This is a genomic window from Paenibacillus albiflavus (assembly GCF_004344915.1).
Taxonomy (GTDB): domain Bacteria; phylum Bacillota; class Bacilli; order Paenibacillales; family NBRC-103111; genus Paenibacillus_AM; species Paenibacillus_AM albiflavus.
The window spans coordinates 350,629-364,217 of sequence record NZ_SKFG01000002.1; the positions used below are offsets into that span (position 1 = coordinate 350,629).

At 41.0% G+C, this 13,589-nt stretch carries 15 protein-coding genes; 10 read left to right on the top strand and 5 right to left on the bottom strand.

Annotated features, from left to right (window positions below; all coding sequences use genetic code 11):
* The first annotated feature begins 18 nt into the window (after positions 1-18).
* On the top strand, positions 19-687 hold the full coding sequence (locus E0485_RS04800; protein WP_132416819.1) for an MOSC domain-containing protein: 669 nt from the start codon (positions 19-21) through the stop codon (positions 685-687).
* A gap of 2 nt (positions 688-689) precedes the next feature.
* Entirely contained in the window at positions 690-1,457 is a 768-nt protein-coding gene (locus E0485_RS04805) for a hypothetical protein (RefSeq protein WP_132416820.1), read from the top strand.
* A 169-nt stretch (positions 1,458-1,626) separates the two neighbouring features.
* Here E0485_RS04805 and E0485_RS04810 read toward each other — a convergent pair whose 3' ends face one another.
* From E0485_RS04810 to E0485_RS04825, 4 genes are all read right to left on the bottom strand, one after another.
* Complete coding sequence (locus E0485_RS04810; RefSeq protein WP_132416821.1) at positions 1,627-3,630, bottom strand: ABC transporter permease; 2,004 nt, start codon at positions 3,628-3,630, stop codon at positions 1,627-1,629.
* Positions 3,620-4,387: an ABC transporter ATP-binding protein gene (locus E0485_RS04815; protein WP_132416822.1), complete on the bottom strand. Its 768-nt coding sequence runs from the start codon at positions 4,385-4,387 to the stop codon at positions 3,620-3,622. Before E0485_RS04815 ends, E0485_RS04810 begins: the two co-directional genes overlap by 11 nt.
* Positions 4,388-4,515: 128 nt before the next feature.
* A complete protein-coding gene (locus E0485_RS04820; protein ID WP_132416823.1) occupies positions 4,516-5,529 on the bottom strand; it encodes a sensor histidine kinase in 1,014 nt (337 codons plus the stop codon).
* Positions 5,526-6,191: a response regulator transcription factor gene (locus tag E0485_RS04825; RefSeq protein ID WP_132416824.1), complete on the bottom strand. Its 666-nt coding sequence runs from the start codon at positions 6,189-6,191 to the stop codon at positions 5,526-5,528. The genes E0485_RS04820 and E0485_RS04825 overlap by 4 nt, the downstream gene beginning before the upstream one ends.
* 174 nt (positions 6,192-6,365) lie before the next feature.
* On the opposite strand from E0485_RS04825, the gene E0485_RS04830 reads away from it, so the two are divergent.
* The 3 genes from E0485_RS04830 to E0485_RS04840 all read left to right on the top strand — a co-directional run bounded on the left by E0485_RS04830 (position 6,366) and on the right by E0485_RS04840 (position 8,209).
* Positions 6,366-6,863 carry a helix-turn-helix domain-containing protein gene (locus E0485_RS04830; RefSeq protein ID WP_132416825.1) on the top strand — a complete coding sequence of 166 codons (498 nt, stop codon included), beginning with the start codon at positions 6,366-6,368 and terminating at the stop codon, positions 6,861-6,863.
* Positions 6,864-6,865: 2 nt separating this feature from the next.
* The gene (locus E0485_RS04835) at positions 6,866-7,861 is read left to right on the top strand and encodes a linear amide C-N hydrolase (RefSeq protein ID WP_165921073.1); all 996 of its coding nucleotides are present in this window, start codon (positions 6,866-6,868) and stop codon (positions 7,859-7,861) included.
* A 72-nt stretch (positions 7,862-7,933) separates the two neighbouring features.
* Complete coding sequence (locus E0485_RS04840) at positions 7,934-8,209, top strand: DUF2277 domain-containing protein (protein WP_132416827.1); 276 nt, start codon at positions 7,934-7,936, stop codon at positions 8,207-8,209.
* 66 nt (positions 8,210-8,275) lie between these two features.
* Here E0485_RS04840 and E0485_RS04845 read toward each other — a convergent pair whose 3' ends face one another.
* Positions 8,276-9,391: an ATP-binding protein gene (locus E0485_RS04845; RefSeq protein ID WP_132416828.1), complete on the bottom strand. Its 1,116-nt coding sequence runs from the start codon at positions 9,389-9,391 to the stop codon at positions 8,276-8,278.
* 157 nt (positions 9,392-9,548) lie between these two features.
* Between E0485_RS04845 and E0485_RS04850 the strand changes: the two genes are divergently transcribed.
* From E0485_RS04850 to E0485_RS04870, 5 genes are all read left to right on the top strand, one after another.
* A complete protein-coding gene (locus E0485_RS04850) occupies positions 9,549-10,517 on the top strand; it encodes an MraY family glycosyltransferase (protein ID WP_132416829.1) in 969 nt (322 codons plus the stop codon).
* A gap of 131 nt (positions 10,518-10,648) precedes the next feature.
* Complete coding sequence (locus E0485_RS04855) at positions 10,649-11,617, top strand: quinone oxidoreductase family protein (protein ID WP_132416830.1); 969 nt, start codon at positions 10,649-10,651, stop codon at positions 11,615-11,617.
* A gap of 90 nt (positions 11,618-11,707) precedes the next feature.
* The gene (locus tag E0485_RS04860) at positions 11,708-12,124 is read left to right on the top strand and encodes a MarR family winged helix-turn-helix transcriptional regulator (protein WP_235857411.1); all 417 of its coding nucleotides are present in this window, start codon (positions 11,708-11,710) and stop codon (positions 12,122-12,124) included.
* Between the two features lie 79 nt (positions 12,125-12,203).
* Positions 12,204-12,437, top strand: coding sequence for a DUF896 domain-containing protein (locus tag E0485_RS04865; RefSeq protein ID WP_132416831.1), 234 nt, complete (start codon positions 12,204-12,206; stop codon positions 12,435-12,437).
* 17 nt (positions 12,438-12,454) lie between these two features.
* A complete protein-coding gene (locus E0485_RS04870) occupies positions 12,455-13,480 on the top strand; it encodes an LLM class flavin-dependent oxidoreductase (RefSeq protein ID WP_235857412.1) in 1,026 nt (341 codons plus the stop codon).
* The last annotated feature ends 109 nt before the right edge of the window (positions 13,481-13,589 follow it).

The window sequence follows — 13,589 nt, forward strand, 5'->3', positions numbered from 1 at the left end:
AAGTGAGTGTGACTAATCATGACAGAAATCTCGAATCCACAGATTAAATACCTATCCATTGGGTTACCCCGAGCGGTGGCGTATGATACGGATAAAGAAATGGTTACAGGTATCTGTAAAGATGCAGTGGAAGAAGTACTATTAACCAAAAATGGCTTTGTAGGAGATGGCGTCGCTGATCTCAAGCATCATGGTGGCTTGGATCGTGCCGTATGTATTTATCCTTATGAGCATTATGCCCAGTGGGAACAGGAGTTTGGTGGGCCGTTAGCAGCTGCTACATTTGGTGAGAATGTGACGACAATCAACATGCTTGAACGTGATGTATGTATTGGAGACATCTATCAATTAGGTGACGCTGTTATCCAAGTGACCCAGAGTAGAGTTCCTTGTAGCACGATTAATAAAAGAACGAATCTACCACTAATTATGAAAAGAATGGTAGAGACAGGCTACACAGGTTATTTATGCCGAGTGTTGGAAGAAGGCAAGGTACGCAGTGATTCAAGCATCAAGCTGCTTCAAGCACATCCGAAGCAAGTCTCGATTTTGTTTAGCAATCAGATTTATTTTCACAGTGCAGCCCATGATCTTGAAGGAGCTAACCGTGTTCTTGCTGTTGATGAATTAGCTGACATTTGGCGTGAAGATTTAATGAAACGGTTGAAGCGTATTGTAAGTGAATGAATATGACAAGAGAAGCTCTATTGCGAAATATACATATATTAAGACAAATGCATGTAGAGGGACAGCTTGGTGGAGAGGTTATGCCTGAAGATGTGTTAGTTGGCGTAGTGGCAGAAGAAGAATTGCCAGATGTGCTAACACTTGGGATGGCGCTTAATTATCAAAGAAACTCCTACACCTTATGGGAATCGATTAAACATGCGTATCTAGATACGAATTCCAGATGGGTGTTTAATCCTTCAGCTGTATCAAAAAGTACTTTAGAAGAGTTAAAAGAAGTGTTGCTTAAGTATCGCGTCGCTTTACAGCCGAATCGACATCCGGAGATTTGGCAGAGAGTAGCAGTGGGTATTGCCCAATCCTCATCAAGCGGCTCCGTAATGGGATTCTTATCATCGGAAGCGGTACAATATGACATCGCTGCACTCAAGGAAATCATGCAATTTACTCGAAAAACGGAGTTTCCTTACTTGTCAGGACCTAAAATTTTCAATTACTGGCTGTATGTGATGGAGTCTTATTCAGGTGTAAAATGGAAGTCTCGCGAACTTATCACAATAGCTCCTGATACGCATATTTTGAAAGCTTCTGTAAAGCTAGGACTATGTTCACCAGAGGTACTAGAAGGAACGGCAGATGATCGGCAGATTGTAGCAGAGGCTTGGGAAACCGCCTTAAAGGGCACTGGTTTAGCACCAATTGATATTCATACCCCATTGTGGTTATGGAGTCGTGCAGGTTTTCCTGCATTAGAAGTCCCAACAAAATAATCATAAGTAACAAGCTGAAATGTAAGAAAGAGTGGGCGACTTCAAGCATGAAGACCCTCACTCTATTTAGTATTATAGAATTTATAACATTTGTGTCATAATTCTAAGTAATACCTTAAGAAACGCATCCGTCCTTTAAGACGGTGTAACCGTTTCTTCTTGTGATCAATTACTTCTTATCTTTAATCATATTTATGCTTCCCAAATACGTTGCGAAGAAGTAGCCCGCGTAGATCACGAGGATCGATAGAGCTGTTATGATGGTATCGGTCGAAATATCCATAGATCCGAATTGGAAGATAACCTGATTCGCTGCATTAATCGCTACAATGGAATGTACGATAGCGAGTGCCAATGGCATCAAGAAATAAATTTCGATTTGTGTAAACACGGAACGATGTATCATTTGCTGTTCGACACCGATTTTCTTAAGCAGATGATAGCGCTCAAGATTATCGGTTGATTCAGATAACTGTTGGAGAGCGAGTATGGCTACACTTGTAATCAAGAAAACAATGCCGATATAGATGGCAAGATAAGCGATAACTGTTTTTACGCCTAGGCTCTTATCGAATGCTTCCGCCTTACTCATACTAAAGAAGCTAGGACCAACGAACATCTTGGACATTTCTTGCTGATACATTTGCTCATAGAAATCACTTGATTCTGGATAATTGAGTGATAGCTGCATTTTAACTGGCTCCAGAGTTTGAGCAATGTGATCGGGTACGACAATAGTACCATAATCAGTTCTAAGCGTCGTAGTTTCCAGCGTGTGATCCATAACTTCAGCAGTTACAGCTTTAAGCTCAACTTGCCCGATTGTTAATGTCCCCTTACTGTGCAGAAAGAAGTTCAAAACGGTCTGCATATCTTCAAAGTTTGCATTAATCGCAAATTGATGTTCACTAAGCGTAACGGGTTGCAATCCTTGCATAACCAATAGTTTATTGTAGTCCGATAGACTGATCAATTCAGGTGAACTATTCTCGATTTTTTCAAGTTGATAAGGATTGTTAAACTTCTCCGTTCCGCCAATGATCAGACTGCGATAGGAGATATCGTGCACATGATAGTAATTAACGCTTAAAGATTCCTTCGTAATAGTACTTAAATCAACATTTGCTTTACTTAAAGTTTCTTCCACATTTAACTGCTTCACCTTGTCCGACTTGGTGAAAGTAAGCGTGGCATCAAAAGGGGTTACTGCTTCAACATCCTTCGTCATTACGCTCGACATTCCCATTCCAACTGATAACGTAGTGATCGCCACAAACAGCATTAAGCAGATGATCGTAATCGATATATAGGTCGTGCGGATCTTGCTATTGATTTGTCGAAGAATGAACATGTTTAATTCACGTAGATACAGCTTCTTGTTGCTTTGCGCGATTTTCAGCAGGAAACCGGAGAGTGAGAAGAAGAACAGGAATGTTCCCACTCCGCCTAACAGAACGGATAACTTGAATTCATTGTTGAACGTCATCATGCCGTTATTCAGGATCAGATAATAAGCAGCGCCGAGGCAAGCAACGGAAACTATGAAAATAAAGACAGAAACCCATAGTTTTAGAGATGAAGATGTTTCATTCTTCCTTCTAGCATGAAGGAGATCAATCAATTTGTATTTGGATATGGATACGGAGTTAAAGACTATGACAAATAAGAACATAACGCCAAAATACAAGATTGATTTCAGGAGCGCCTGTAACGAGAATACAAAATGGAACGACTTCATGTTAACGGCGAACATTTTGGCTGTAACAACAGCTAATCCTTGCGAAAGCAGCACACCTAACGATAATCCGACTGCTAACGAAATGATACCGATGGTCAACGTTTCAACGATGAGAATTTTGGATATGCTCTTTTTTTCCATTCCAAGGATCATGTAGATCGCTAATTCTTTCTTCCTTCTCTTAATGAGAAAGTTATTGGCATAAATAATGAGAAATCCCAAGATGATCGATACGAAGAAGGAGAAGTAACCCATTACCATCGTTAACGTATCAAAGATGGAGGCTTGTCCAGCCGTGACATCAAGCATAACCTGTTGGGATTCAATGGAATTGAACACATAGAAGATGCACACCGCAAAAGTTAAGGTTACAAAATATATCGTATAATCCTTCAGGCTACGTTTGACATTGCGCAGAGATAGTTTAGATAACATCGCTATTGTCTCCTCCTAGAAGGGCAACAATTTCAATGATCTGATTAAAGAACTGCTTGCGTGTGTCATTGCCACGGATTAGCTCAGTGAAGATTTTGCCATCTTTGATAAACAAGATCTTCTTACAATAGCTTGCCGTAAAAGCATCATGCGTCACCATCAGAATCGTAGCTTGCATCTCTTGATTCAGCGTCTCCATGCTTTCTAGCAGCATTTTGGCTGATTTGGAATCCAGCGCTCCTGTTGGCTCATCCGCCAGAATTAGCGAAGGATTCGTCACAATGGCCCTAGCACTTGCTACACGTTGTTTTTGACCGCCTGAAATCTGGTAAGGAAACTTGTTCAATACGCTTGTAATCATCAGCTTGTCCGCAACTTCATGTACGCGTTGATGGATTTCACCAGCAGGTATATTCATTATCGTAAGCGCTAGAGCAATGTTCTCATACGCCGTTAACGTATCTAATAAGTTGAAATCTTGGAAAATGAAGCCGAGCTGCTCACGTCTGAATTTGGATAACTTCTTGCTTTTAAGCGAAGTAATGTCTTGGTCGTTAATAAAGATATGACCTGAAGTCACTGTGTCAATCGTGGAGATGCAATTAAGTAAGGTAGTCTTACCGCTTCCTGATGCACCCATAATGCCGATATATTCACCACGCTCAACTTCAAAACTTATGTTATCGATCGCCTTCATCACATTGCCTTTGTTGCCGTAGTATTTCTCAATATTTTGCACTTTTAAGATCGTGTCCATGTATTGTTATCCTCCAGTAATAAGTTCTTGATGTCATCTTAACAAGAGCTAACATACCGAACCATAAGCTATACTTACGTTAACCTTACATTAATGTAAGGTATATAAAATAGAGAAGAGCCGTATGACTACGACTCGAAAAGCATCATTCGATTGACGGGGAAGACGATCGCTACGATTACGCCCTTATTTCCTTTGGATGTAAGCGATAGCTGCAAGCCTAACTTATCGCATAAAGTTCGACATAAATAAAGCCCGATTCCTGTTGATTGTGCATATTTACGACCATTCTGACCTGTAAAGCCTTTATCAAACACCTTCGGAATGTCCTTATCGTCAATGCCAACTCCAAAATCTTCGATGTAAAGCGTAATGGAATTTGCATTTTCCTGTGCATAGAAGCTGATTTTGGCAGGATCCCGCTTGTATTTTATCGAATTAGCAATAATCTGACCGAGGATAAAATCGATCCATTTCGTATCGGTATAGACGTTATAGGATAGTTGCTTTAGCTCCATCGTAAACTTACTTTCGATTAGTGCTTTGGCATTCTTGCGAATGATGCCTTTGACAAGCGTTTCTAAGGAAACTTCCTTGATAATGTAATCCTTCTCAACACTGCTGCTCTTGGAATAGAAGAGAGCTTGTTCGACAAAGTCCTCGATCTTACTCAGTTCCTCACCGATGCTCCGGGTTACGGGACTTGCATTATTCTCGATGATCAGCTTGCTGGACGCAATCGGTGTCTTTACTTCATGCACCCAGGTCTCAATGTATTCCTTATATTCTTCGGAAGAAATTTTATATCGAGCAATTTGATCATTCATTCCTTTATTCGATGTGACTAGCACTTCCTGTAGAATTTCCCCTTCCAGAAAGTTTGGTTCTGGCATGATTGAGGATAGGAGATATTTCTGATCCAATGTATCCAGCTGAGTCATGAGTTTATTGTAGAAGCCACGTTTAGTAACATATTCGATGGTTAGCATAACGATGCTTGCGACAATATAGAGTCCAGCGATGAAAATAACAGCATATCGATCTACTAAAAGTACGGTAAGCAAAAGAGTAGTGAATGCAACGACTGATAGTTGGATAAAGATAGACAAGAGCTTGCTTTTCAAGTAGCTTCTGAGATTCATACCAGATACCCTTGTCCACGTCTTGTGACGAGGTAATCCATAACTCCAATGGACTCGAGCTTGCGTCTGAGACGATTAATATTAACGGTTAAAGTATTATCATCGACAAATTCATCCGATTGCCAAAGATCGTTCATTATCTCGTCGCGAGTAACAATAGAGCCTGTATGTGCCATAAGTAGATGGAGGATTCGCAATTCGTTCTTTGTTAACTCGGCAGTTTGGCTATCATAGCTGACAATGCTCTTGGATAAATCTAGGGTAACCCCTTTGTGGGTTAACGTATTTGTATGGTCATTACTATAAGTTCGTTTTAGAAGCGAATTAATTCTAGCTAGCAGTATTTGCGTATTATAGGGCTTGGTCACAAAATCATCAGCACCTAGATGCATGCTCATAAGCTCATCCATATCACTGTTACGACTTGTCACCATGATAATAGGTACATTCGAGGACAGCCTGATTTCACGACATATATGATAACCATCAAACATCGGCAAGTTAATGTCTAGCAGCACGAGGTCTGGATTTTGAGTTAGAACAATGGAAACTACCTGCTCAAATTCATCAGAGAATGAACAAGTATGACCATATTTGGTCAATAACGTATGCAATTCTGTTCTTATTTTCGAATCGTCTTCAATGATAAATATATTCGCCATTTCATATCACCTAGTTTAATTAACTTTAGCTACATCGATTATCATAAACAACGGATGATAATTATTCAACAAACGATCTAGGAATCCATTTAATCCATAGAGCATAATAAATACCGTTGACATATAATATGTCAATGTTATAATGACATAAAATACGTCAAAGGATGATAAAACATGGAAACAACCATAGGCATACAAACTATGACTATCCTGCAATATTTGGCTCTTATTCATCAAGTGTCATATACCAGCGTATGTAAGGTTGTTGGGCTTAGCCCTCAACAATTTAATGATTGGGTTAAGAAGAGACGTCCTGTTCCGCTGGAGAGGCTACAGGTATTAGCAGATTATTTTAAAGTAGAGGCCAATCTACTGATTGATCACAACTATTATTTACGTGATTTAACACCTGAATCAAAAGTAGATGTACAAATCCTCTATTTGACGCAAAAGCTCAATAGCGGTGAAGAGAGCGATGAGACTGAAGCATATCAAAACAAGTTAGCCAAGCTTCAGGTAGAGAAGTATAAACAAGCGCTTATTACACGATTCACAGCTATTTTGCATATGCCTAACGACGATATTCCGAAGTTATGTGAAGCGTTCCTTCATCAAATTGAGAATGGAAATGAAAATGAACTATGCAGGTTGCTACAAGAAAAGGAGGGGTAAGGATGAGCACTGTCTTTCACCTGAAACGGAATAAAGTCAATTGGATATGCAAGAATCAAGATGTCATCTATGAGGGGGTGCATCTATTTACGAACCATCGCGATCTGCATAAAACAGCACTGGTGATGCCGCCAGGAACGCCAGCTGCATGGGTTTCGAAGTATGGAAGTATCACAATTTCGCAAGTGGCCAAAGATCAACCGAATGGCGGCATGAATGAAGCTGGGCTAGTTGTAGAGCAAACAACGCTTTGGCAATCCGAATATCCAACTGCAGACGAATGGCCTTCACTAAATGAATTGTACTGGATTCAATATTTGCTTGATACTTGCAGCACCGTTGAAGAAGCCTTGCATGCGGCATCAAATGTACGGATTGATCAGAGTACGACCAAGCTCCATTATTTGTTGGCGGATGCTAGCGGCGATTGCGCGATCATCGAATTTATTAATGGACAAATGATCGTCCATCATGATGAACAACTGCCTTTGCCTGTCATGACAAACACGGTTTATTCCAAAGCTAATCAGGATATTCAACTGGGTATAAGACATTGGTTCGACCGTGATGAGTATGAATGTAATTCGATGGATCGTTATCTAATCGTTGCGGATGCATTGCAAGCAGATACGGATGAGGTTCGTGTTGAAGATGCATTCAGAATATTATCAACTGCCAAACGAGAGGATACCGTATATAGTCTGGTCTATGACATCCATGCACGGATCATTTATGCTCGTACCTCTCGGAATCAAGCGATAGTTTCCATAAGTCTATCGAAGTTTGATTATAGTAAACAAGCATCTTCGAAAGCTGCAAATTTGCAAAAGCTTCATGCAGACAAAGGGAGCTGTCAGTTTGAAGCTTATTCAGCAGCGTATAATCGTCAAGCAATCCATGCATTTTTTCGAGATCCAGTCCTAACTTCCATTTTCAAATGGGAGATTACGGATGAAATGATTCAATATCTAGCTCACTACCCGGATACTGCATATTAGAAGTTTGCTGATTATTTTGTGAATTAATAGTAAAATATAGAAAAATATCGCTTGCGGAAAGGGAATGTTCATATGTGCCGTAACATTAAGACTTTGTTTAACTTTGATCCACCAGCCACCGAAGAGGAGATTCAAGCAGCTTCGCTTCAGTTCGTGAGAAAGCTGTCAGGATTTAATGCACCATCGAAGGTGAATGAGGAAGCCTTTCAATTAGCGGTGGAGGAAGTGACGGCTGCTGCTAGTAAACTATTAAGTACCCTTGTAACGAATGCTGAGCCGCGCAATCGTGAGATTGAGGCTGAGAAGGCTCGCGAACGAAATGCTTTGAGATTTGGGACTGCAGAGTAGCTTTTGGCTAATACAGTAAAACACAGTGGCCATTCATTCTGGCACACTGTGTTTTTGTTTGCGAATTTATATGATTTGAAACTTTAAATTAGGGTAAATGATAGCTTGCTGCGCAATATGATCCGCGATGGTTCCCTGATTAAATCCGACAGTGAAAAGTTCCCGATCCAACACGAATGTAAGGCTTGTTCCCGTTTCCTTCGTAACGCCGATGACGTACAAATTAGTTTGAGGAATCCCGTGCTTATAATCTTGCTTATAGATCTTATCATCACGACGAATTTCGACTGATAGCTGTTCGGACATGGCGTTAACGATGGGGAGATTAATGCCTTTTGCCGTACCTCTCGCCATTATAGAAGCACTAGAATTATGTTGTCCAAGCTGGGTAAGAACAGATTGAACAGACGTTATGTTAGAATCAGGCAATGCTGAAGTCGGAATTCCTCTGCCGTTATCTGCTACCGTTATACAGCGATCATTATGCATCATGATATTGATTTCAGTACAATAGCCAGCTTGATATTCTAAGATCGAATTCTCGATTAATGACCAGAGCAAATGATGGGGATCATATTCCTGTTGAGAAGTATTCAAGTAGTCATCAGTATGATTCCGAGCTTCTGCTAACTCCATATAGTCGCTCGTATCGAGCAAGTCTGAGGCAGCAGCAAGCAATAGAAGGAGTGGAAGTGAACGATGGATAGGCAAGGAATACTTGCCACCGCGGTCTTCCTGAACCAAGAGATCGGCACCTAACAATGCTTTTGTATGATGATATAACTGGCCCGTTGTCCCCATATTTAGACGTTCGACAATCTCAGGACCAGTAAGGGGTTCGTGCATCACAGCAGTTAAAATTTCCAATCGTTGTTTATTTCCTAAAGCAGCTAGAACTTTAGCAATCTTGTCGCTATCTTGCCCGAGCACATGCGCAACACTTCTGAGCTGGGGTGACCATTTGATTAGGCTTGTCCCTCGGTATTGGCCAGAATAGTAAATAGCGCCCATATCGTCATTATACTGTGAACGAATTTGATCATTACCTAAGGTATTAGATGCAACTAACGGTTTGCCTGAAGATTGTGCAGGATGCACTAGATGATTGACGAGCTGCTTCAGTTCATTCAATTGTATGGTTATTGCATCTAATTCAGCGCCATAATCTCTCGTATTGCTCATGACTACACCTCTATTTCGATGGTATCGTTATGTAATTACGTAATTGAATAAACTATAGCATGCACCATTCGTGAAGTAAAATGACATATCGTAATCAACAATTTTTGAAACTTTATGACAATTGCCCGCGTCTATATATTAGGATAAAAAAAGGGAGTTGATCGCCATTATATATGCTGCAGCATTTGCGATTTCATTTATGATTGTATATTTATTAATTCCTCCACTTCGAAAATTAGGCTTCCGAATTGATTTTGTGGACAAACCTCGACAAAATGAGGAACGGAAGATTCACCGTGAACCGATTCCACTTACAGCGAGTTACGCCATTTTTATCGGATTCGCAATTGCACTTTTAATTTTTATCAAAGGATTTACTATTGAGACTGGCGCGATCCTGCTCGGATCCATTCTATTATTAAGCATAGGCACGGTAGATGATTGGTATAAGACAAATGGCAAGGACTTTCCAGCTTTACCTAAGTTTATCGTTCAGATCTCAGCAGCAATCCTAGTTTATGCGTCAGGGATTACTTTTAGCGGGTTCTATAATCCACTTAACGGCATATTTGTTGAACTGCCTACCATACTTGAATTTATCCTTACGATTGCGTGGATCTTCGGTGTTACAACAGTGATCAACTTCTCGGATGGAATGGATGGGTTAGCAGGTGGTTTGTCGACGATTTCGGCCGTGACGCTCTTTGTCGTGGCATTAGCAAAGGGGCAGAGTGACTCTGCAATGATGGCTATTATACTCGTAGGGGTTACGTTAGCGTACCTGCGTTACAATAAGCCGCCAGCCAAAATATTCATGGGTGATGCGGGTGCAACCTTCCTAGGTTTTATACTAGCTGTCATTGCACTTGACGGCGCATTCAAGCAAGCAACGGTACTATCGCTGTTTATTCCGATTCTGGCATTAGGCGTGCCAATCTTCGATAATATATGGGTCGTGATTAAACGCATTCTACATAAGAAACCAATCTATCAAGCAGATGCAACTCAAGCGCATTACCGATTATTGCGTACCGGGCTAAGCCCTAAGCAGGTCGTGTTATTCTTATGTTTAATCAGCGGCTGCTTAAGCTTATCTTCGATTATCCTGCTGTTATTGCAGGTTTAATCACGCATGAAGAAGATCAACATACGCCCAGACTAATACCGTCTAGGCGTATTTTTATTTCATTTGTATAACCATCCAATTTATGGAATACTTAATGAGAATACGTAGAAATAGTGTGGAGGGATAAGGTCATGAAAGCATTGGTATTTGACCGTTTTGGCGGTCCAGAGGTACTGGAACTCCGTGAGATTCCTGACCCAATTCTATTAGCCGATTCTGTCATCGTCAGAATGAAGGCTATTGGGCTTAACTTTGCTGATGTGTATCGGCGCAAGGGCAATTATCATTTGGCTGGGCAGCCTCCTTACATACTAGGGTATGAAGGTGCAGGTGTTATCGAGCATATTGGTCCAGACGTGATAGGGCTGAAAGTAGGAGATCGCGTCGCATTCGCCGATGTCCCGTTTGCAAATGCAGAACTTGTCGCTGTATCGACAGATCGGATCATTCCACTTCCTTCAGATATTTCCTTCGATCAGGCTGCTTCATTGCTGCTGCAAGGATTAACTGCGCATTATCTTACCAATGATAGCTACCATGTTCAAGCAGGCGATGAAGTTTTAGTACATGCAGCTGCAGGCGGAGTAGGACAGTTGCTCGTTCAGCTGTGCAAAGCGAAGGGAGCTCGTGTACTCGGTCTAACATCTTCCCCTGGCAAACGGGAAAAAGCACTACAAGTTGGTTGCGATGAAGTGCTGTTATACGACTCTGATTGGCCCGAAATGGTACATCATTGGTCGAAGCAAGGCCAAGGAGTAGATATTGCTTATGACTCGATTGGTTCCACTCTGATGGATAGCTTTTCATCCGTAATGGTTAAGGGAATCGTCGTTTTCTATGGGATGGCAGGTGGAGAGCCACCGCTAATAGATCCACGGATGCTAATGGATACGTCGAAAACACTAACAGGAGGCGATCTGTGGAATCATATTACAACACATCAGGATAGGATAGAGCGTGCTTCTGCATTGTTTGCTGAGATTCGTCAAGGGAATCTGCATTTGGAGATTCCAACTAAATTCTCACTTGCAGAAGGGGCAGATGCCCACAGACTATTAGAGAGCCGCAAGAGTACGGGCAAAATACTTCTGTTGCCGTAATCATTTTAATTTTGCTCTAATTTGCTTTGTTTATAATTTCATGTTATTGTTAGCCTACTAACTATATGGTTCTGAGATTGGAGAAAATCTGTGATTGATGATGAAATTCGGGAGCTTCTGGACAAAATATCCGTACAGATGCGACGAAATTACGCGGATATGCTGCGAGAACTAAATCTTCATGTTGGCCAAGATCAGATGTTATGCCGTTTATGGAGAGAGGATGGAGTGACACAGAATCAATTATGTGAACGATTGAATTGTGAGCCACCCACTATTACCAATATGTTGAGAACACTTGAAAGCTATGGCTTGGTTTACCGGAAGAAAGATGACTCGGATGGCAGAGTTAGCAGAGTTTATCTAACGACCAAAGGCAGGGAACTATACGAACCTGTTGAACTCATTTGGAAAAAGCAACAAGAAAAATTGCTTGAGGGAATTTTACCAGAAGAACGCTTAATGTTAAGAAGACTCATGAAACAAATGGCTGAGAATATCATTTAAGCTCAGCTCTTTATAAATTAATGGTTAGCAAGCTAATTAATTTGGTTGTATTTATTTTATCAAGAAATGAGGGAAGATCATGATTAAAAGCTTAACACGTATAAATGAATTAGCAAAAAAACAACGTGAAGAAGGATTAACAGTTGGAGAAAGGTTTGAACAGTCTTTATTGCGGCAAGAGTATTTAAGTGAAATTCGCGGACAAGTTCTCAACTCGATTGTAGGTCTAACTGTAATCGACACGCTTGGTAACGATGTTACACCTCATAAGGTTCGAAATATAAGAGTAAAAGAAAGCATGAAAAACTCATAAGAAAGAAGCTGGAACTAATGGAAACTCAAAATCAGGATATGAAAAAGTTAGATCAAATCGCCTATTCCATATTGGATTTGGCTCCTATTGTTGAAGGAGGCTCACCAAACGAATCATTTAAGAACACGCTGCAATTAGCACAGTATGCTGAACAATGGGGCTATAAGCGCTATTGGCTTGCTGAACACCATAGCATGCCAGGGATTGCCAGCTCAGCGACATCAGTTGTGATCGGCTATGTAGCTGGAGGAACACATACGATTCGCGTTGGTTCTGGCGGAATTATGCTGCCAAATCATGCTCCGCTCGTTATAGCAGAACAATTCGGCACACTAGAGGCCATGTATCCTGGTCGTATCGATCTCGGATTAGGTCGCGCACCTGGAAGTGATCAGCTGACAGCGGCTGCTCTTCGTCGTGATTCTCGCAGTAATGGAGAAGATTTCCCAGAACAAGTAGACCAGCTTAGAAATTACCTAGATAAAGATTCTAGGCATAATCGTGTAAGAGCTATTCCAGGAGAAGGGCAAGAAATTCCCATCTGGCTGCTTGGTTCCAGTGGTTTCAGTGCAGCTTTAGCTGCTAAGTTAGGTCTACCTTTTTCTTTTGCAAGCCATTTTTCAGCCGAAAATACGCTTCCAGCGCTTAGACTATACCGCGACAATTTCCAGCCTTCTGAAGTATTGGAGAAGCCTTATGTCATGGTTGGCGTGAATGTTTATGCTGCGGATACAACAGAGGCAGCACGCTATATTGCTACTTCACATCAACAGTCCTTTTTAAACTTAATCCGTAATACACCTGCACAATTAGCTCCACCTGTGGATTCGATGGACGGTATTTGGACGGCATATGAGAAAACCATTTTGATGAATCAGATGAAATCCTCAATAATTGGGAACAAAGAAGAAGTGAGTACTCAGCTTCAAGCATTTCTTGATGAAACAAAGGCTGATGAAATCATAATCAATTCAATGGTTTATGAGCAATCGGCTCGGCTACGTTCTTATGAAATTATTGCTGAGGTTACAGGTATGAAGTGAATTCAATCCGCGAAGTTGCAGTAAGACAGAGTTATATTTTATAATTATCTGAAAAGGAGGTTGGTAGGGGATGGCAAATCACTTTGCCAGCATCACAACGACTCATGCA

Excerpts from the sequence above, each read along its gene's own strand:
- E0485_RS04800 (WP_132416819.1), top strand. The coding sequence starts at position 19 with ATGACAGAAATCTCGAATCCACAGATTAAATACCTATCCATTGGGTTA.
- E0485_RS04805 (WP_132416820.1), top strand. The coding sequence starts at position 690 with ATGACAAGAGAAGCTCTATTGCGAAATATACATATATTAAGACAAATG.
- E0485_RS04810 (WP_132416821.1), bottom strand. The coding sequence starts at position 3,630 with ATGTTATCTAAACTATCTCTGCGCAATGTCAAACGTAGCCTGAAGGAT.
- E0485_RS04815 (WP_132416822.1), bottom strand. The coding sequence starts at position 4,387 with ATGGACACGATCTTAAAAGTGCAAAATATTGAGAAATACTACGGCAAC.
- E0485_RS04820 (WP_132416823.1), bottom strand. The coding sequence starts at position 5,529 with ATGAATCTCAGAAGCTACTTGAAAAGCAAGCTCTTGTCTATCTTTATC.
- E0485_RS04825 (WP_132416824.1), bottom strand. The coding sequence starts at position 6,191 with ATGGCGAATATATTTATCATTGAAGACGATTCGAAAATAAGAACAGAA.
- E0485_RS04830 (WP_132416825.1), top strand. The coding sequence starts at position 6,366 with ATGGAAACAACCATAGGCATACAAACTATGACTATCCTGCAATATTTG.
- E0485_RS04835 (WP_165921073.1), top strand. The coding sequence starts at position 6,866 with ATGAGCACTGTCTTTCACCTGAAACGGAATAAAGTCAATTGGATATGC.
- E0485_RS04840 (WP_132416827.1), top strand. The coding sequence starts at position 7,934 with ATGTGCCGTAACATTAAGACTTTGTTTAACTTTGATCCACCAGCCACC.
- E0485_RS04845 (WP_132416828.1), bottom strand. The coding sequence starts at position 9,391 with ATGAGCAATACGAGAGATTATGGCGCTGAATTAGATGCAATAACCATA.
- E0485_RS04855 (WP_132416830.1), top strand. The coding sequence starts at position 10,649 with ATGAAAGCATTGGTATTTGACCGTTTTGGCGGTCCAGAGGTACTGGAA.
- E0485_RS04865 (WP_132416831.1), top strand. The coding sequence starts at position 12,204 with ATGATTAAAAGCTTAACACGTATAAATGAATTAGCAAAAAAACAACGT.
- E0485_RS04870 (WP_235857412.1), top strand. The coding sequence starts at position 12,455 with ATGGAAACTCAAAATCAGGATATGAAAAAGTTAGATCAAATCGCCTAT.